Origin of the sequence: Kitasatospora humi, assembly GCF_020907985.1 — a bacterium.
In the GTDB taxonomy this organism is placed as follows: Bacteria; Actinomycetota; Actinomycetes; order Streptomycetales; family Streptomycetaceae; genus Kitasatospora; species Kitasatospora humi.
Genome location: NZ_JAJJPA010000006.1, coordinates 176600 through 193347 on the forward strand (window position 1 = coordinate 176600; position 16748 = coordinate 193347).

Here is a 16748-nt window from a genome sequence, read left to right on the forward strand (position 1 = left end):
ACTGGTGGTTCCAACCGGTGGTTCCAGCCGGGCCCCGGGTGGTCGTGGCGATGCCACTGACTGACGAGCCGTCACCTCGCCGGTGCGGGGACGGAGACCAGGAGCTGCCCGGTCACCAGGTCCCGCACCTCGAAGTGGGACAGGTCACCGGGTGCGTAGCCGGTGCCGCCCGTCATGTGGAGCTGCGGGGCGGCACCGCCGTAGCCGCTCGCCGGGACGGTCCAGGTGGTGACGGTCTGCTGGGCGCCGTACTCGGACACGGCGACCAGGTCGCAGGTGCGCGGTCCGGTCACGCCGGAGAGGGTCAGGGAGATCGTGCTGCCCCAGGCGCTGGGGGCCACGCCCACGGTGGCGACGGCCCCGCCGGGGCCGGTGGCGCTGCTGGTGGCGGTGGGCCCGGTGGCGGGCGCGGTGGGCGAGGGACCGGACGGCGCGGCGGTGCTGGTGACCACCGCCGTCTCCATCACCGCCGCGGTCACGGCGGGGCCGCCGAGCACCAGGGCGGCCGCCACGGCGACCAGCCAGCGCCGCCGCACGTTCTGCCGCCGGCGGCGGGACGCGACCTCGTCGAGCAGCCCGTCCAGCAGCCGCGCGCTCGGCTCCACGGGCTCCGCGCCGCCGGCCGCGTACTCGGCGAGCAGCGGCTGCAGTCCTTCCAGGCGCGCCGCCTCCGCCCGGCAGCGCGGGCAGTCGGCCAGGTGCGCCTCGAAGGCGGCCCGGTCGGCGCCGTCCAGCAGGCCGAGCACATAGGCGCCGACGTCCAGGTGGGGGTCGTCCGGGCCGATGGGGTCCGTGGGGAACCGGGACTCGGTCACGACGTCACCCCTCGTTCCTCCAGTGCGATCCGCAGGGACCGCAGTGCGTAGTACACCCGCGACTTCACGGTACCTTCCGGGATGCCGAGTTCGGCCGCCGCCTCGGCGACCGAGCGGCCCTTCAGGTAGGTCTCCACGATCACCTCGCGGTGCGCCGGGGTGAGCGCGCCCAGCGCATCGGTGATCGCCATCATCCGTAGCGCCCGGTCGATCTCGTCCTCGGCCGGGATCAGTTCGAGCGGCGCCGCGTCGGTCTCGGGCGGCCGGGCCAGGCTGCGCCGGTGGTTGTCGATGACGATCCGCCGCGCCACCGTGACCAGCCAGGGCCGCACCGATCCGGTCGCCGTCTCCAACTGGTCCGCGTGCCGCCAGGCCCGGACCAGGGTCTCCTGCACCACGTCCTCGGCCCGCTGCCGGTCGCCGCCGACCAGGTGGATCACGAAGCCGAGCAGCGGGCCGGCGTGCTCCCGGTAGAGGGCCCGCATCAGCTCCTCGTCGGTGCGGCCCCCGGGGGCCTGCCCGCGCTCTTCGGTCATGAGCCCGTCCTGGCGCATGTCGGCCTCAATTCAGCGTTCCTGACGGCCCGTCAGTATCCGCCGCCGGTGCTGGGCGGTGCGGTCGGGCTGCTGGAGGCCGCCATCGCCTTGCCGCCGCTCGGCGTCACGGCCCACCAGGTGCCGCCGATGCCCTGTCCGTTGGTCTGACCGGCCTTGCTGTCACCGGAGTAGCGGTAGAGCGGCCAGCCGTGGAAGGTCAGCTGCTTGGTGCCGTCGGGCCGGGTGATGGTGGACAGCTGCGATGCGTCCACCCCGGTGGCGGTCGGCCGGCCGGTGACGGTGGCGGCCGGCCAGGTCTCGATGCAGCCGGTGCTGCAGTTGGAGGTGGGCGGGTTGTTGGTGTCGGTGTCGAAGCGGTAGAGGGTGAAGCCGTTGGAGTCGGTGAGGATCCGGCCCAGGCTGCCGTTGTCGGTCACCTTGACGGTGGTCGCCGACTGGCTGGGCGCCGGCGTCATGGGCGCGGTGCTGCTGGGCCCGCTCGGCGACGGCATGGTGCTGCTGTGCCCGCTGGAACCGCAGGCGGTGGCGAAGGCGAGGACGGCGACCCCGGAGGCCGCCAGCATCCCGACCCGGCGGATGGTGGACATGAGAAAGCTCCGTCCGTGCGTGGCGGCTGCCCAGCCGCTCCACCCTGGGGTACGCGCGTACCCCGGGTCGCGTTCAACCACACCCGGAGCATTCCCGGCTCGCCCGGGTCATCCCTGGGTGACCGGGCCGATGGTGGCCGGGTGCACCCCCGTTCCGGTGCAGTGCTGGGTCTTCCAGGGCAGGAAGAGCGCGGTGCGCTCGCCCGGCGGGTAGATCTTGAGGCCGGTGGCGTCGGTGAGCCGGCAGGTCCCGGGGTCGTAGCCGCTGAGGCCGTTGGCGTCCTGGAAGGTGGCGCCGGCCGTGCCGTGCGGGGCCAGCGTCACGGTGTGGTGCGGGGCGCCACTGCGTGCTGCCGGGGCGCCGGTGGGCTGCCCTGCCGCGGCCTCGTAGGAGACGCCCGGGTAGCCGTCCATGGTGCACGGCAGGTCGGCGGTGTTGGTGAACGTGATGGTGAAGCCCAGCTGGCCCGCGCCGGCGTTCTCGCCGGTCTGCGCGACGGTCAGCTGCGCACTGGTGCACTGCTGACCGCCGGCCGCCACCGGGCTGCCGCCGCCGGTGGCCGGGCTCGACGGTTCGGGCTCCGCCGAGCCGCCGGACCGGGTCGGCCGGGATTCCGTCGGCGGTGCCTGGGCGGCGCCGCCGCCCGGTGCGGACGAGCCGCCGGCTCCGGCCGACGCGGCGGTCGACGGGGCGCCGGAGCCCGACGGGTTCGTCGAGCCCGAGGAGCCCGAGGACGAGCAGGCGGTCAGTGCCAGCCCGGCCAGCAGGGCGACGGCGATGAGCTTGGGTGACGACGTCAAGGACATGGCGGTGCTCCTTCCCACACTGGCCCAGATGCCCTGGGCCGCGGTTCGCACTCCCGTCGGGACGGGCCTGTTGCCGAACCCGCGCAATTCCATGACGAATTGACGCGGGCACCGGCACTCGGACCACGGCCCGCCGGATGCGCACGGTTCACCGCCGGCCCGCCGTCAGAGCAGGGTGCGCCAGTAGTACCAGAACCGGTTGAGCACCAGGAGCGCGATCACCCCGTACCAGAGCACCGGCACCACCCAGTGGTAGCGGTCCAACTCCCGCACCACCGGCCGCAGTCGGTCCGGCACCGGAATGACTCCGGTGCGCAGGTTGGCCAGTGTGGTGTACCAGAACAGCAGGATGGTCACCACCCACACCACCATGCAGTACGGGCAGAGCGCGCCGATCGAGTAGAGCGACTGCCCGATCAGCCAGTGCACCATCACCACGCCGAGCAGCGTGCCCGCCTGCAGGCCCAGCCAGTACCAGCGCCGGTGGCGCGCCCCGGCCAGCAGCCCAGCCGCGGTGGCCAGCACCACGGCGAAGGCGACCAGCCCGAGCAGCGGGTTGGGGAACCCGAACACCGAGGCCTGCTCGGTCCGCATCACCGATCCGCAGCTGATGATCGGGTTGATGTTGCAGCCGGGGACGTAGTTCGGGTTCTCCAGCAGCCGGAGCTTGTCCAGGGTGAGTTCGGCGGAGGCGGCCAGGCCCAGGGTCCCGGCCACCGCCAGCAGCCAGCCGTAGGCCCTGGTCACTTCGCGCCGACCTGCTGCTTGAACTGGTCGGCGCTGACCGGGGTGCCCTTGGAGTCGAACAGGGTCAGCTGCTTGCCGTCGAACTTCATGGTCGGGGTGCCGTTGACGCCGCTGCTGTCGAAGGCGGCGGCCACCTTCTGCGCCCACGGCAGGTAGGTGCCGTTCTTGACCGCTGCCGTGAAGGCGTCCGTCTTCAGGCCCGGCACCTTGCCCGCCAGGTCGAGGATGGTGTTGACGTCGCCGAAGCCGTCGGTGCGCTCGTTCGGCTGGTTCGCGTAGAGCACGTCGTGGAACTTCTTGAAGTCGTCCACGCTCTGGTTGAGCGCCGCACCGGCCGCGGCCAGCGCGGTGATCGAGCCCTTGCCGCCCAGGTTGTCGTCCAGGAAGGCGGCCATGTGGTAGTCGATCTTGTAGTCGCCGTTGTCGGCCAGCTGCTGCACGGTCGCGCCGTTGGTGGTCTCGAACTTCTCGCAGATCGGGCAGCGGAAGTCCTCGTAGACGGCCAGGGTGTGCGCGGCGTCCGGCTTGCCGTAGGTCACCACGGTGCCGTCGCCGCTGGTGTTGGCGGGGGTGACCAGCGGGGCGCTGCTCGCGGCCGGGGACGACGCGGAGTGCGAGGAGCCGGCGCTGCCGACGGCGATCGCCACGCCGCCGACCAGCAGCAGGGCGAGCGCGCTGGAGATGCCTATGGTCACCCGGCGGCGGGTCCGCTGGGCCCGCTGCTCGGCGAGCATGGCCTGCTGCAGCCGCTCCCGGCGGGCGGCCTGCTGCTCGGCGTTGGTGGGCTTCTTCTTGGCGGTGCTGCTCATGGGGGGTGTCCAGTCCGCGCCGGGCCTTGCGGCACGCCGGCGCTGGTTCGCTGCGGATGTCGGGATGTCGGCAGCGCACGCCCGCGGCTCACCGCAGCCGCGGCAGGGCCCCGCAGGTGGCAGGGCTCCGCGGGGGGCGGGAGTCAGCAGGCGAGCGCGAACGACGCCGGCGGGCCGCGGCGACGGGACGGGGAGAGCGGGAGGTCCTCGGTCGGGGCGTGCTCCGGCCGCGGTTCCGGCAGCGGCGCGCCCGGGGCCGGGCGGGCCGGCAGCGGGGCGAGCAGCAGCAGGGCCCGCAGCGCGCCGGGCGCGAGCCGGGCCAGCGCGCCGATCAGCTCGGGCAGTCGCACCAGCGCGGCGTCGGCCAGCCGCAGGCAGAGCGCGGCGACCAGGGTGACCGTGACGTGCACGGCCAGCAGCAGCAGCTCCAGCACAGCCGGCGCCAGGTCGAGGAAGCCGTCGGTGCCGCCGCCGACCGAGCCGCCGCCGCAGACCATCAGGTCGAGGCCGTGGGACGGTCCGCGTGGTGCGGCACCGGGTGGCGGGGCGCAGGTGTCCTGGCCCAGGTTGAAGGTGGTGTTGAGGAGCAGCTCGACCGGCAGCAGCAGGGCCGCTATCTGCAGGAAGCCCCGCTCGGCACCGGCCGCGAACAGTGCGGCGCCGAACACCACGACGGCGGCGCCGGCCAGCAGGTCCAGCGGCAGCGGGCGCCCGGTGACCACTACCTGCCCGGCCGCGGCCAGCGGAACGGCCAGCGCGGCGAAGAGCAGCGCGCGCAGCGTCCGGGTGGTCAGGCAGGTGGTCACGGACCGGAGTATGTCACGCCTCCGGGTAAGGGCGGCGTGAGGCGTCGGAGTCGACCCCCGGGGCATCGGAATCCACCCCAGGTACCCCTCGGGGCCAACCGCAAGTCATACCTGAGAAGTAAGCGCACGCTGTTACCTCCGTGAAACCATGCATCGGTGACAAGGGGGACACCGCAGACGCAGACGGTTCGCAGGCCGGCCTGGCTCCGCCCACGGACGATGATCACCGTGGCCGGAGTGCTGGTCTTCGCCGTCATGCTCTACCTGGAGGGCGCGCACTCCTCAGTCGACCCGATCCACCTGGTGGAGGGCGTCGACCCGGGGTGGACGGCCCTGGCCGTGTCGGGCATGGCCGCCAGCTACCTGGCCGCGACCATGGGCTTCCTGGGCTTCGTGCCGGAGCGGATAGGTTTCGCGAGAGCCGGGCTGGCGCAGCTGGCCGGCTCCTTCGTGAAGCTGGTGGCACCGGGCGGCTTCGGCGGGATGGCGCTGAACACCCGGTTGCTGCTGCGTGCCGGCATAGCGCCCGGGCCGGCCGCCTCCAGCGTCGGCGCGGGCCAGCTGATCGGGCTGGGGCTGCACCTGGGCCAGCTCGCCTTCTTCCTCTGGCTCACCGGTTTCCGACCGGACCCGACCTCGTCCGGCGACGACACCGTGCTGGGCTGGACGATCATGGCTTGCCTGGCGGTGCTGGTGCTGCTCGCGCTGGCCCTGCTGGTGTCGCCCGCGCTGCGCCGGTGGGCGCTGCGCAAGGTGGTCCCGCTGACCGAGGGCTCGCTGGGCCGGCTGCGGCAGCTGGCCCGGCACCCGGGGCACCTGGCGGTCGGGATGCTCGGCCAGCTGATGATCTCGCTCACCTACGTCTGGACGCTGTACTGCTGCGTCCGGGCGTGCGGGGGCCATCCGAAGTTCGCGGCGGTCGCGGTGGCGTTCCTGCTGGGCAACGCGCTCGGCTCGGCGGTGCCCACGCCGGCCGGCGTGGGCGGCGTGGAGCTGGCCACCACCGCGCTGCTGGCGGAGACCACCGGTGAGGGGAACCTCAACGCGGTGGTGCTGTTCCGCCTGATCACCGTGCTGCTGCCGGTGCTGCCGGGCTGGCTGGCCTTCGGACTGCTGCAGCGACACAAGGCTCTCTGACTACCCGTCAAGCTCCGGCTGCCCGAGGATGGGGGCGTCAGTACGTCAACCATCCCGTGGGGAGCATCGGATGACCACCGAGTACGACGTGATCGTGCTGGGCGCCGGACCGACCGGCGAGAACCTGGCGGACCGCACCCGGGCGGCGGGGCTGAGCACCGCGGTGATCGAGCGTGAGCTGGTCGGCGGCGAGTGCTCCTACTGGGCGTGCATGCCGAGCAAGGCGCTGCTGCGCCCGCCCGCCGCGCTGACCGCGGCCCGGGCGGTGGCCGGCTCCCGGGAGGCGGCCGGCGGCGCACTGGACGCGGCGGCGGTGCTGGCCCGCCGGGACGGCTTCGCCTCGCACTGGAAGGACGAGGGCCAGGTCGCCTGGCTGGAGGGGATCGGCGCGGAGCTGATCCGCGGCTGGGGGCGGCTGGACGGCGAGCGCCGGGTGCTGGTGCGCACCCTGGAGGGCGGCGAGCTGACCCTGACGGCGCGGCACGCCGTGGCGGTGTGCACCGGTAGCCGGGCGGCGGTGCCGGAGCTGCCGGGGGTGGCCGAGGCCCGGCCGTGGACCAGCCGGGAGGCGACCAGCTCGCGCACGGTGCCGGCCCATCTGGTGGTGGTCGGCGGCGGGGTGGTCGGGGTGGAGATGGCCACCGCCTGGCGGGCGCTGGGGTCGGCGGTGACGCTGCTGGTGCGCGGCTCGGGGCTGCTGCCCCGGATGGAGCCGTTCGCGGGCGAGCTGGTGACGGCCGGGCTGCGGGCCGCCGGGGTGGACGTGCGGTTCGGCACCGGGGTGCGGGCGGTGCGCCGGGACGGGCCGCAGGTGACGGTGGAGCTGTCGGACGGTGGGCGGCTGCCCGCCGAGGAGGTGCTGTTCGCGACCGGGCGGGCGCCGCGCACCGATCACCTGGGCCTGGCCAGTGTCGGCCTGCGGGACGGCGACTGGCTGGACGTGGACGACAGCTGCCGGGTGGCGGGTGTGCCGGGCGGCTGGCTCTATGCCGCCGGTGACGTCAACCACCGGGCGCTGCTGACCCACCAGGGCAAGTACCAGGGGCGGATCGCGGGGGCCGCGATCGCCGCGCGGGCGCTGGGCCGGCCGGTGGACACCGGGCCGTGGGGCGCGCACGCGGCGACCGCGGACCACGCTGCGGTGCCGCAGGTGGTCTTCACCGACCCGGAGGTGGCGGCGGTCGGACTGACCGAGGCGGAGGCGCGGCGGGCCGGGCACCCGGTCCAGGTGGTCGACTACGACCTGGCCAACGTGGCGGGCGCCGCGCTGACCGCCGACGACTACCGGGGCCGCGCCCGGATGGTGGTGGACCGGGACCGCGGCGTGCTGCTCGGGGCCACCTTCGCGGGCCCGGGCGTCGGTGACCTGCTGCAGGCGGCGACCGTCGCCGTGGTCGGCCAGGTGCCGATCGCGCGGCTGTGGCACGCGGTGCCGGCGTATCCGACGGTCAGCGAGATCTGGCTGCGGCTGCTGGAGACCCACCGGGACGCGGAATAGCGGCGGCAGCGGCCTGGTTGGGCACACCATGACTACCGTGGAACTCACCAAGGACAACTTCGACCAGGTCGTGAACGAGGATTCGTTCGTGCTGATCGACTTCTGGGCGTCCTGGTGCGGACCGTGCAAGCAGTTCGCTCCGGTGTACGAGCAGGCCGCCGAGACCCATTCGGACTTGGTCTTCGGCAAGGTGGACACCGAGGCCCAGACCGAGCTGGCCGCGGCCTTCGGCATCTCCTCGATCCCGACCCTGGCGATCATCCGTGAGAACGTGCTGGTCTTCGCCCAGCCCGGGGCGCTGCCGGCGCCGGTGCTGGAGGACTTGATCCAGCAGGCCAAGTCGCTGGACATGGACGAGGTGCGCAGCAAGATCGCCGCGGAGCCGGGCAACAACTGAGCCGGACCTCCGGTCGGGGCCCCGCGACCGAGCCGGGGCCCTTCGACTGGGCCTGGCTCCGGCGATTGGGCCTTGCCCCCGCAGCTGAGGCCGGGCCCCTGCCTCGGAAGTCGATTCGGCCGACTTTCGGTGTGAGGCAGCGCGCCGCCTGCGGAGTGTGACCGGTCGCTCGCAAACTGGTGCGCATGAAGCCACTTCGCACCGCCGCCACGGCGGCCCTCGCGCTGACCGTGTCCACCCTGCTGGCGCCGGCGCCGGCGCTCGCCGCCGGGCAGCCGGACCGCCCGTCGGCAGCCGCCCGGCAGCATGCCCTGACCCCGGCCGAGCAGCAGGTCGACACCTTCTTCGCGCTGTACCGGCGGGACATCCTCAACGGCAACTTCGGGGGCGCGAGGCGGGTCCGCCACCTGTACCTGACCCCGGGGCTCAACGGGAGGCTCGACGAGTGGGCCGGCACCCACGACGACGACCCGGTCATCCGGGCCCGGAACGTGCCGGTCACCTGGACGCTCGAGTACGGCGGCAGCGGCGCCGGGCACACCACCGTGATCCTCACCGAGAAGTTCGAGGACGGCTCCACCATCGAGATGTGGTACCAGCTGCGGCTGTCAGATCTCGTCATCAGCGACCTGGAGAACGCGCCCGTATAAGCGTATCTTGTACGGGTCACAAGCTTCCCTATGTCCTGCCTTGCCTAGTGTGGTGAACGTGCTCCTCCTCGTCAGTCGCCGTCATGTGGACCTGCTCCGCGTCACGAGCATGTCCTGTCACTGCTCGCACCGACCCTGACCATTCCCAGTCCAGGACCCCGGCTCCGGGGGCGCCGCACCATCTCCGCAGCGTCCCCGACCGGCCCGGCCACCGCCGGAGCCGCCGGGCCGACCCCGAGCGGATGCCACCCCATGTCGCAGCAGCACAGCAACGCCCTCCCCGTCATCGACCTCGCCGCCGCCTCCGGAACCCCCGAGCAGCGGGCCGCACTGCATGCGGACCTGCTGCACGCCGCCACCGAGGTGGGCTTCTTCCACCTGGTCGGCCACGGCGTCACCGAGGAGGAGACCACCCGGCTGACCGAGGCGATGCGCGCCTTCTTCACCCTCCCCGAGGCCGACCGGCTGGCCATCAGCAACCTCAACTCCCCGCACTTCCGCGGCTACACCCGAATAGGCGCCGAGCGCACCGGCGGTCGCAGCGACTGGCGCGACCAGCTGGACATCGGCACCGAGCTGCCGGAGCACCGGCCCGCCCCCGGCGAGCCCGCCTACTGGTGGCTGGAAGGCCCCAACCAGTGGCCGGCGCGGCTGCCCGAGCTGCGCACCGCCGCCCTGCACTGGATCGACCGCCTCGACCAGGTGGCCGCCCGGCTGCTGCGCGAGCTGCTCACCGCGATCGGCGCCCGCCCGGACTTCTACGACAGCGCCTTCGCCGGTCACCCGGCGCACCACCTCAAGCTGGTCCGCTACCCCGGCAGCGCCCCCGACGGCGACGGCCAGGGCGTCGGCACCCACAAGGACTACGGCTTCCTGACCCTGCTGCTCACCGACGAGGTGCCCGGCCTCCAGGTGGAGATGCCGGACGGCGGCTTCCTGGACGTGCCGCCGAAGCCCGGCGCCTTCGTGGTCAACCTCGGCGAGCTGCTGGAGGTCGCCACCGACGGCTACCTGAAGGCCACCAACCACCGCGTGGTCAGCCCGCCCGGTGCCCGCGAGCGCTACTCGGTGCCGTTCTTCTACAACCCGCGCCTGGACGCCCACATCGCCCCGCTGGAGTTCCCGCACGCCCACACCGCCCCGGGCGCCACCGAGGACCCGGCCAACCCGCTCTTCGCCGAGTTCGGCGAGAACGAGTTGAAGGGGTACCGCCGCGCCCACCCCGAGGTCGCCGAGCGGTACTACGCGCACGCCTGATCCCGGACCTCTGGTGGGACGGCACTGCTAGTGTCACAGCAGGACTGTCCCACCAGGAGCGTTGATGCCCGCGACCCCGCCGACCGCGCCGCTTCGGCTCACCGTTGACGAACTCGCCGCCCGCGCCGGGGTCACGGTGCGCACCCTGCGGTTCTACAGCGGTCGCGGGCTGCTCCCGCCGCCGGAGCTCGGACCGCGCCGGGTCGGCTGGTACGGCGCCGCGCACCTGGACCGCCTGGAGCTGATCGAGGAACTGCAGCGGCAGGGCCTCACGCTCGCCGCGATCGAGCGCTACCTGGCCCAACTACCCAAGGACATCAGCTCCTTGGACCTGGCCATCCACCGCGCCCTGGTGGCCGCGTGGACCCCGGAGTCGGCCGAGGAGGCCGATGCCGAGCGGCTCTCGCAGCGGGTCGGCCGGCGGTTGAGCGGCGACGACCTCGACCGGCTGGTGGCGATGGGCGCCCTGCACCGCACCGACCGGCCCGAGGTGTTCCGGGTCGACCCCGGCCTGCTGCCGCTCGGCGCCCGGGTGCTGGACCTGCCGATACCGCTGGAGACCATCATGGCCACCCGGGCCCTGGTCCGGCTGCACAGCCAGGCCACCGCCCGCGAACTGCACCGGTTGTTCCGCGAGACGGTCTGGAAGCCGCTGCGCGAACGGGAGTCGGACCCGGCCGAACTCGACCGGATGCGCGAACTCACCGCCGAGGTCGAACCGCTGCTCGCCCAGGCGCTGGTGACGGCCTTCCACCGCTCGCTGGCCGAGGCGCTGGCCGAAAGCTCGGCCCGCGGCGGCGAGGGCTGAGGCCTACTGCGCCTGCGGCGGCCGGCCGGTGCTGGACGACACGTCGACCGCGACGACCTGACCGTTCGGCTTGAACTCGACGATCGGTATCGCCTTGTTCATCGGATTGCCGTCGTTGTCCAGCGAGATCAGGCCGCTGGCCCCCTCGATCGCGGTCGGGCCGTAGAGGGCGGTCAGCATCTGGATGACGCTGGAGCCGGTGACCTGGTCGGGCGGGGTGCTGGCGGAGACGGCGGCCCGGATCGCCACCACGGCCGCCAGCACCCCGTCGTGGCCCATGATGGCCTGGCCGTCGAAGAGTTCCTCGTTCGCGAACTGGCGGGTGTACTCGCCCCCGGCGGTGAACGGCTCGATGGCCGCGGGCGAGAAGACCCGCGGCGCCAGCTTCCAGGCGTCCGGGTGCGCCAGACCGGTGTACAGCAGCCGGATGTTGCCCAGGCGCAGCGCCTTCTCCACCTCGTCGCGGCCCGCCGACTGCGTCACCTGCGACGCGTCGTCACCCGCGATCACGATCAACTGCTGGTCGACGCACTGGCGTTGCGAGAGCGGCCCGAGGAACTGGGGCAGGTCGATGCCGCGGCCCGCGAAGAACACCGCGGCCGGACGGTTCTGGCACAGGCCGGCCATCTGGTTGGCGAAGTTGGTGGAGACGTCCTTCTCACCGGAGTCGAAGACCATGTCGTGCGGCAGCAGTTGCGCGTGGTAGCTCTTGGTGAACTGGTCGGCGAGCGAGCCGCTGTAGAGATCGCCCTGCACCGCGTCCCTGACCAGCTGCACCTTCGCGGCCGGCTGGTCCTTGAAGTACGACTGCAGGAAGGCCGCGGCGGCGGCCGCCTCGTCGGAGTTGGGCGGTGCCACCCGGACCAGGCCGTGCGTCGGGGTGAGGCCGTCCGCGGTGATCACCGATCCGAAGGCGGCCAGGCCGTCACCCGTGATCCGGTCGATGGTGTCCCGGGTGTTCGTGGTGCTGGTGCCCAGCCCCGCCACCGCGACGATGCGGTCCCGGGCGCGGTGCGCCTCGATCTGCGCCAGGGCGTAGTCCCGCTGCTCCTTGTCGTAGCCGGGGTTCGCCAGCAGCAGCCGGATCTTCGGTGCGTCGCCGTTGGTGTTCCGCTGGTTGGCGAGGTACTGGGCGATGTAGGCGCCCTCGATCTCGTGCCGGATCGAGTCGGCGGTGCTGGTGCCGTCCGCGCTCGGGACCATCGGCAGCAGGTAGACCACGCTGACCCAGGGGGTGCTGCCGGTCGTGACCGCGTGGTCCTCCGTGGCGATCTTCCCGATGACCGTCTTCAGGTCGGGGGAGAAGGTGAAGTCGTGGCTCCCGTCGGTCAGTCCTACGCACTCGTGGTCCGCGCCGCGCCTGGCCACCCCGTCGCCGCAGCTGGTGCTCGCCGGGCGCAGCCCGAAGTAGAGCCCGGTGCCGACCAGGGCGAGCGCCGCCGCCATCGCCGTGATCCCGGTGCGCCGCAGCCACCAGGGCTTCGGCGGGTCCCAGGGCTCCGGCTCGGTGAGGTCGTTCGAGGAGAGCGGGGTCATCGCGGTGGACCTCCTGACTGCTGACTGCGGCTCAGATCGGGTGGCTCTCGTAGCGGGCGGCCTCGGAACGCAGCACGGCACCGTTCGCGTCGGGGGTGTGCAGGGCGAGGTCCCGGAAGGACGCGCTGATGGTGAAGTTGAGGTCGGGCCGGGCGCTGGGCAGTCGGTTGCGCGGGTCGACGGCCAGCCACAGCGCGGTGACCAGCAGGGCCAGCGCCCGGTGCCGGCGGAAGGCCTCGGGGGCCAGCCGGCGGGCGAGTCGGTCCGCCCGGTGCGAGGCGGAGACCGAGGCGTCCACCGGATCGCGCATCGGTGCCGCGGTGACCGCGTACAACTCGTAGAGCCAGGCCTCGGTGGGCAGGCTGCTCAGGCCGTCCTCCAGGTGCGCGACGACCGACTCCACCTGCCCGAGCGAGAGTTGGTGGGACAGGGCACTCAGCTGGTGGCCCTCGCGGCCGGCGTGCCAGTCGTGGAGGCGCTGGTGTGCGGCGTCCCAGTCCGGATACGGGCCGTCCGGGCCGCGGTCGGCCAACTCCCGTAGCAGCAGCAGCCAGAGCCAGGGCTGCAGCACCAGGGCCTCGGGCAGCGGCTGCGGATGGGCGGTGCGGCCGTCGGTCGGCAGGTAGCCGCAGCCGCGGCCGCCCCGGGTGCCGGCGTCCTCGGTCAGCGACGGCACCAGCCACAGGCGCCCGGCCGTCTCCTCCAGCAGGGTCTCCCGGATCCGGTCCGGAAAGCCGGTCAGCAGCGTCGAGTTGACCGCCGACTCGATGTCCCGGGAGGCGGCGCAGGTGGCCAGCGCCGCCAGTTGCTCCGCCTCCATGTCCTGCAGCAGGTAGCGCAGCGACTCCTGGCGCAGGGTCAGCCGGCCGCCGGCCGCCGACCGGGTCGCGGTGGACTCCGGACCGACCGGCCCGGAGTCCAGGATGCCGCGCAGCCGCTCGTCGGCGTCCGGCTGGTCGATCATGCGGGCGGCGGCCCGCTGCATCCGCAGCACGCTCCACGGGTGGCCGTAGGTCAGCCGGTGGACCAGCGGGGTGGCCTCCGGCAGCTGCGGGTCGATCGCGGCTGCCAGTCGGGACACCTGGCCCGCCGTCAGGTCGGGCAACTGGACGGCGTACCACCACCAGGAGGCGTCCGCCGGGGACTGCGGGACGCCGGACCGCCAGTCGGCGTACGACGCCCGGTGGGCGTCACTTATCCGCAGCCCGGCCGGCCCCGGGTCGAACGGCCCCGGCACGGCCCGCGCGGTGGAGGAGGTGGCCACCGCCAGCAGCGGGTCGCAGCCGCCGCCCTCGCGCTGGATCAGCGACTCCCGCACCTCCAGCAGCAGCGCCAGGAACCGGGCGCCGCCACCGCGGTCGATGTTGTCCAGCACCACCAGGCAGTTGCGCTCCCGGCCCGCGCCGCCGGGGCGGCGGTAGGCGGCCCGCAGATCGGCCAGGAACGCCTCGCAGAGCAGCCGGTCCACCCGGTGCATGTCGGCGGGCTGTTCGCTCCTGCTGCGTTCGTTGAGGGCCACCAGGGCGTCCAGCGCGGGCTGGCCGCGGTCACCGCCGTACCATTCCAGGCCGGCCCGCGACGAGGCGTTCAGCAGTCTCGGGCCCAGTCCGCGCAGCAGCAGCGCGGCCATCAAGCCGGCTCCCGGCACCGGGATCACGCCCAAGTCGTTGAGCAGGCCGACACCTTCGGAGAGCGCGTCGGCCACCAGACCGGCACCGCGGGCCCGGGCCTCCCGCATCCGCTTCTCCAACTCGCGGCGCGCCCGGTCCGGGCTGGCCACGTCCAGCCGAAGATCCGGGTCGACGGCCACCAGCCCGTGCGTCAGCCGCGGGAAGCGCGGCCCCTTGGGGGTGAGCGAGAGCCGGAACGCCAGCCGCGCCACCACCTCGTGCGGGCGCAGCGCACCGGCGGCGAAGTCGTGCCCCGCCTGCGGCGCGGTGGACGCGCGGTGCGCCAGGTGGCGCAGCAGCGAGGTCTTGCCGCTGCCGTGCCGGCCGAGCAGCGCGATCACCGGCAGTTCCCGGTCCGGCCGCCGGAAGTCGCCCTGCTGGGCCGGTGTCCTGGCGCGCACCCAGCAGTCGCGCACCAGGTCCTCGATGGCCTCGACGCCCAGCAGGCGTCTCGGTGTGTCGGGCACGCTGCCGTTCCCCCTTCCCTCGAAGGTGATCACGCCGCACGGCGAGCACTCATGGTGCCACGAAGTCCCGCTCTCCGCGCGGAGATTGACCATGATCAGTACCAGAGTGACACCTGATGCGGGGGCGCGCCGGGAAGGGCGGACGGGCGTGTACGGCCCACTTCACCACCCCGGTCGGCGGCCCCGGCGCTCGGCGGCGGCGGGCGATCCCTCGCACCACCGCGTCCGTCCCGGCAGCAGCCCCGCCGACGCCCGCTGCTCCGCCTGCGACCGATCGACGGCCGCCACCCCGGGAAGGCGGATGGGGCGCTCCCCCGGACCGGTGACTGTTCGCGCGGGTGCCGTGTGCCTCCGGGGGGCGCCGGGTGGATGTCATCAGGATGCAGGGCAGCGGGGGAGCCGCACCTATGACAGGGAGCAAGTCTTGAAGCGTCGGATCTCGTTCGTCCTCGGCACCGCCGTGCTGGCCGGCCTGGCCGTCCTGCCCACCCAGACGGCCACGGCCGACGTGCACCGCGTGCGCATCGTCACGGGGCAGGGCTCCGTTGCCTGCACCGACGGGTTCGTCTGCCTGTATGAGAACTCCGGCCTCAACCAGCCGTCCCCCGGCCGCGTGCTGCTCACCGACGGGAACATCGGCTGGCTGAGTGACTACGGCTTCAACGACATCACCAGCTCGGTGTGCAACCACACCGGCGTGCGCGCCACGCTCTACGCGGACAGCGGCATGCAGGGCGACTGGATCATGGTCGACCCCGGAACCTGCAACAACGTGCCGGACTGGTTCAACGACACGGCCTCCTCCCTCCACCTGAACTGAGCCGCATCACCCATGGTGCCCCTCCGGAGCGTCCGGAGGGGCACCAGGTTCGGGCAGGGACTCAGGCCGCCGACCGGCGGGCCGTCACATGGTGCCGATGCACAGCAGGCCCAGCAGCTTCCCATCGGTGTCGCGGGCTTCGAGGCAGAGCGCGAACTCGTCGTTGACCGGGAAGGCCAGGACGTTCAGGCCGGTCTCCTGGTCCACCACGACGTCCACCCAGGCCCGGGGGCGGCCGGCCGGGTCGGCCGTGGCGAGCTCGGCCTCGACGTGGGCCACCAGCGCGTCGACGTCCGCGAAGCCGTCGGAGCGGGTGTCGTCCGAGTGGAACGCGTTCATCGCGCCGGCGTCCCACACGAACCCGAAGTCGGGGCCGAGCGGCTGCGTGTCCTCGATGGCGTCGACGAACTCGGCCCCGGCGATCACCTCCGGCTCGGCCAGCGGGATGAACGCCATGCTGACGTAGGCCGTTTCTTCGCCGCTCTCCTCGTCACGGCGCCGGACCACGCCCAGGTGCACGGGGTGCAGGCCCGGCGGCACGTCACCGCAGGCCGAGTACTCCGACGGATCCGGGCTGCTGAACACCAGCGCCGAGGCGACCCGCAGGTCGCCGGCGTAGTGGAACTCGTCCGGCTGGTCCGACGAGTACTCGATGTGCTCCTCGGCAAGCTGCCGGAGCAGGGTGTTGATCTCCATGGGCGCCGATCATGGCAGCCGCCACCGACAGACGGGCCGGTGGGTACCCGGCCACGGGCCCCGCGCACCCCGGCGGGCAGACTTTGCGCATGCGGATCGTGTCGTTCCCGGAGGAGGCCACTCCCCGGCAGTTGCGTGCCCAGGTGCTGGACCTGCAGGAGGAGGCCTGGCCGTCCGATGACGGCGAGGGCCCGGTCGCGGGTGCGCTGACCCACGACCCCGCGCTGCGGCCGTGCTCGGTGCTACTGGTGGACGGATCCGTGGTGCTCGCCGCCCTGGACATCCTGGCGAAGGAGATCGTCCATGCCGACCGGCGGCTCCTGGCGGGCGGGCTCAGCACCGTGGTGACCCGGCGGTCCGCCCGGGGTCGCGGGCACGGTCGTCAACTGGTCGCGTCAGCACGTCGGTTGATGGCCGACCAGGGCCTCGACCTCGGGCTGTTCAGCTGCGACCGCCCGCTCCAGGCGTTCTACGAGAGCGCGGGCTGGCAGCTGCTGCCCGGCGCCGTACTGGTCGGCGGAACGGCGCGGGCGCCCTTCCCCAGCGACCGGCCCGGGTTCGACAAGGTCACCATGGCCGACTTCTTCTCCCCGGCCGGCCGGCAGGCCCGGGCCTCGTTCCCGCACAGCCGCGTCGAGTTGCATCCCGGGGAGATCGACAAGCTCTGGTGATCGAGCCGCCTCC

At 73.2% G+C, this 16748-nt stretch carries 18 protein-coding genes; 8 read left to right on the forward strand and 10 right to left on the reverse strand.

The genetic code is table 11. From position 1 onward, the window contains the following. Positions 1-71: 71 nt before the first annotated feature. The 7 genes from LN042_RS08960 to LN042_RS08990 all read right to left on the reverse strand — a co-directional run bounded on the left by LN042_RS08960 (position 72) and on the right by LN042_RS08990 (position 5128). A complete protein-coding gene (locus LN042_RS08960; protein ID WP_230050201.1) occupies positions 72-815 on the reverse strand; it encodes a zf-HC2 domain-containing protein in 744 nt (247 codons plus the stop codon). Then, positions 812-1351 (reverse strand): sigma-70 family RNA polymerase sigma factor, encoded by a 540-nt coding sequence (locus LN042_RS08965; protein ID WP_372495697.1) that lies wholly within the window; start codon positions 1349-1351, stop codon positions 812-814. The genes LN042_RS08960 and LN042_RS08965 overlap by 4 nt, the downstream gene beginning before the upstream one ends. A 50-nt stretch (positions 1352-1401) precedes the next feature. Then, positions 1402-1959, reverse strand: coding sequence for a hypothetical protein (locus tag LN042_RS08970; RefSeq protein WP_230050205.1), 558 nt, complete (start codon positions 1957-1959; stop codon positions 1402-1404). A 108-nt stretch (positions 1960-2067) separates the two neighbouring features. Beyond that, positions 2068-2766, reverse strand: a complete 699-nt coding sequence (locus LN042_RS08975; protein ID WP_230050207.1) for a DUF4232 domain-containing protein — start codon at positions 2764-2766, stop codon at positions 2068-2070. A 165-nt stretch (positions 2767-2931) separates the two neighbouring features. Next, positions 2932-3513: a vitamin K epoxide reductase family protein gene (locus LN042_RS08980; protein ID WP_230050209.1), complete on the reverse strand. Its 582-nt coding sequence runs from the start codon at positions 3511-3513 to the stop codon at positions 2932-2934. Then, positions 3510-4322 carry a DsbA family protein gene (locus tag LN042_RS08985; protein ID WP_230050211.1) on the reverse strand — a complete coding sequence of 271 codons (813 nt, stop codon included), beginning with the start codon at positions 4320-4322 and terminating at the stop codon, positions 3510-3512. The genes LN042_RS08980 and LN042_RS08985 overlap by 4 nt, the downstream gene beginning before the upstream one ends. A 143-nt stretch (positions 4323-4465) precedes the next feature. Next, a complete protein-coding gene (locus LN042_RS08990; RefSeq protein ID WP_230050213.1) occupies positions 4466-5128 on the reverse strand; it encodes a hypothetical protein in 663 nt (220 codons plus the stop codon). A 228-nt stretch (positions 5129-5356) separates the two neighbouring features. Here LN042_RS08990 and LN042_RS08995 point away from each other — a divergent pair, with 228 nt between their 5' ends. From LN042_RS08995 to LN042_RS09020, 6 genes are all read left to right on the forward strand, one after another. After that, positions 5357-6265, forward strand: a complete 909-nt coding sequence (locus tag LN042_RS08995) for a lysylphosphatidylglycerol synthase transmembrane domain-containing protein (protein WP_230050215.1) — start codon at positions 5357-5359, stop codon at positions 6263-6265. 70 nt (positions 6266-6335) lie between these two features. Further along, entirely contained in the window at positions 6336-7763 is a 1428-nt protein-coding gene (locus LN042_RS09000; protein WP_230050217.1) for a dihydrolipoyl dehydrogenase family protein, read from the forward strand. Positions 7764-7791: 28 nt separating this feature from the next. Then, entirely contained in the window at positions 7792-8160 is a 369-nt protein-coding gene (trxA, locus tag LN042_RS09005; RefSeq protein ID WP_230050219.1) for a thioredoxin, read from the forward strand. Between the two features lie 185 nt (positions 8161-8345). Further along, positions 8346-8810, forward strand: coding sequence for a hypothetical protein (locus LN042_RS09010; protein WP_230050221.1), 465 nt, complete (start codon positions 8346-8348; stop codon positions 8808-8810). 252 nt (positions 8811-9062) lie between these two features. Beyond that, a complete protein-coding gene (locus tag LN042_RS09015; protein ID WP_230050223.1) occupies positions 9063-10067 on the forward strand; it encodes an isopenicillin N synthase family dioxygenase in 1005 nt (334 codons plus the stop codon). A 64-nt stretch (positions 10068-10131) separates the two neighbouring features. Continuing rightward, complete coding sequence (locus LN042_RS09020; RefSeq protein WP_230050224.1) at positions 10132-10875, forward strand: MerR family transcriptional regulator; 744 nt, start codon at positions 10132-10134, stop codon at positions 10873-10875. 3 nt (positions 10876-10878) lie between these two features. Here LN042_RS09020 and LN042_RS09025 read toward each other — a convergent pair whose 3' ends face one another. Then, positions 10879-12411 (reverse strand): ABC transporter substrate-binding protein, encoded by a 1533-nt coding sequence (locus LN042_RS09025; protein WP_230050225.1) that lies wholly within the window; start codon positions 12409-12411, stop codon positions 10879-10881. A 31-nt stretch (positions 12412-12442) separates the two neighbouring features. After that, positions 12443-14548, reverse strand: a complete 2106-nt coding sequence (locus LN042_RS09030; RefSeq protein WP_230050227.1) for a P-loop NTPase family protein — start codon at positions 14546-14548, stop codon at positions 12443-12445. A gap of 424 nt (positions 14549-14972) precedes the next feature. Here LN042_RS09030 and LN042_RS09035 point away from each other — a divergent pair, with 424 nt between their 5' ends. Further along, on the forward strand, positions 14973-15368 hold the full coding sequence (locus LN042_RS09035) for a peptidase inhibitor family I36 protein (protein ID WP_230050229.1): 396 nt from the start codon (positions 14973-14975) through the stop codon (positions 15366-15368). A gap of 84 nt (positions 15369-15452) precedes the next feature. Here the strand turns inward: LN042_RS09035 and LN042_RS09040 are convergent, their stop codons facing one another. After that, positions 15453-16064, reverse strand: coding sequence for a hypothetical protein (locus LN042_RS09040; protein WP_230050231.1), 612 nt, complete (start codon positions 16062-16064; stop codon positions 15453-15455). Between the two features lie 89 nt (positions 16065-16153). Here LN042_RS09040 and LN042_RS09045 point away from each other — a divergent pair, with 89 nt between their 5' ends. Further along, positions 16154-16735, forward strand: a complete 582-nt coding sequence (locus LN042_RS09045) for a GNAT family N-acetyltransferase (protein ID WP_230050233.1) — start codon at positions 16154-16156, stop codon at positions 16733-16735. Positions 16736-16748 lie beyond the last annotated feature (13 nt).

Coding starts and splice junctions, on each gene's coding strand:
- LN042_RS08965 (WP_372495697.1), bottom strand. CDS start 1,351: ATGACCGAAGAGCGCGGGCAGGCCCCCGGGGGCCGCACCGACGAGGAG.
- LN042_RS08970 (WP_230050205.1), bottom strand. CDS start 1,959: ATGTCCACCATCCGCCGGGTCGGGATGCTGGCGGCCTCCGGGGTCGCC.
- LN042_RS08975 (WP_230050207.1), bottom strand. CDS start 2,766: ATGTCCTTGACGTCGTCACCCAAGCTCATCGCCGTCGCCCTGCTGGCC.
- LN042_RS08985 (WP_230050211.1), bottom strand. CDS start 4,322: ATGAGCAGCACCGCCAAGAAGAAGCCCACCAACGCCGAGCAGCAGGCC.
- LN042_RS09000 (WP_230050217.1), top strand. CDS start 6,336: ATGACCACCGAGTACGACGTGATCGTGCTGGGCGCCGGACCGACCGGC.
- trxA (WP_230050219.1), top strand. CDS start 7,792: ATGACTACCGTGGAACTCACCAAGGACAACTTCGACCAGGTCGTGAAC.
- LN042_RS09010 (WP_230050221.1), top strand. CDS start 8,346: ATGAAGCCACTTCGCACCGCCGCCACGGCGGCCCTCGCGCTGACCGTG.
- LN042_RS09015 (WP_230050223.1), top strand. CDS start 9,063: ATGTCGCAGCAGCACAGCAACGCCCTCCCCGTCATCGACCTCGCCGCC.
- LN042_RS09020 (WP_230050224.1), top strand. CDS start 10,132: ATGCCCGCGACCCCGCCGACCGCGCCGCTTCGGCTCACCGTTGACGAA.
- LN042_RS09025 (WP_230050225.1), bottom strand. CDS start 12,411: ATGACCCCGCTCTCCTCGAACGACCTCACCGAGCCGGAGCCCTGGGAC.
- LN042_RS09040 (WP_230050231.1), bottom strand. CDS start 16,064: ATGGAGATCAACACCCTGCTCCGGCAGCTTGCCGAGGAGCACATCGAG.
- LN042_RS09045 (WP_230050233.1), top strand. CDS start 16,154: ATGCGGATCGTGTCGTTCCCGGAGGAGGCCACTCCCCGGCAGTTGCGT.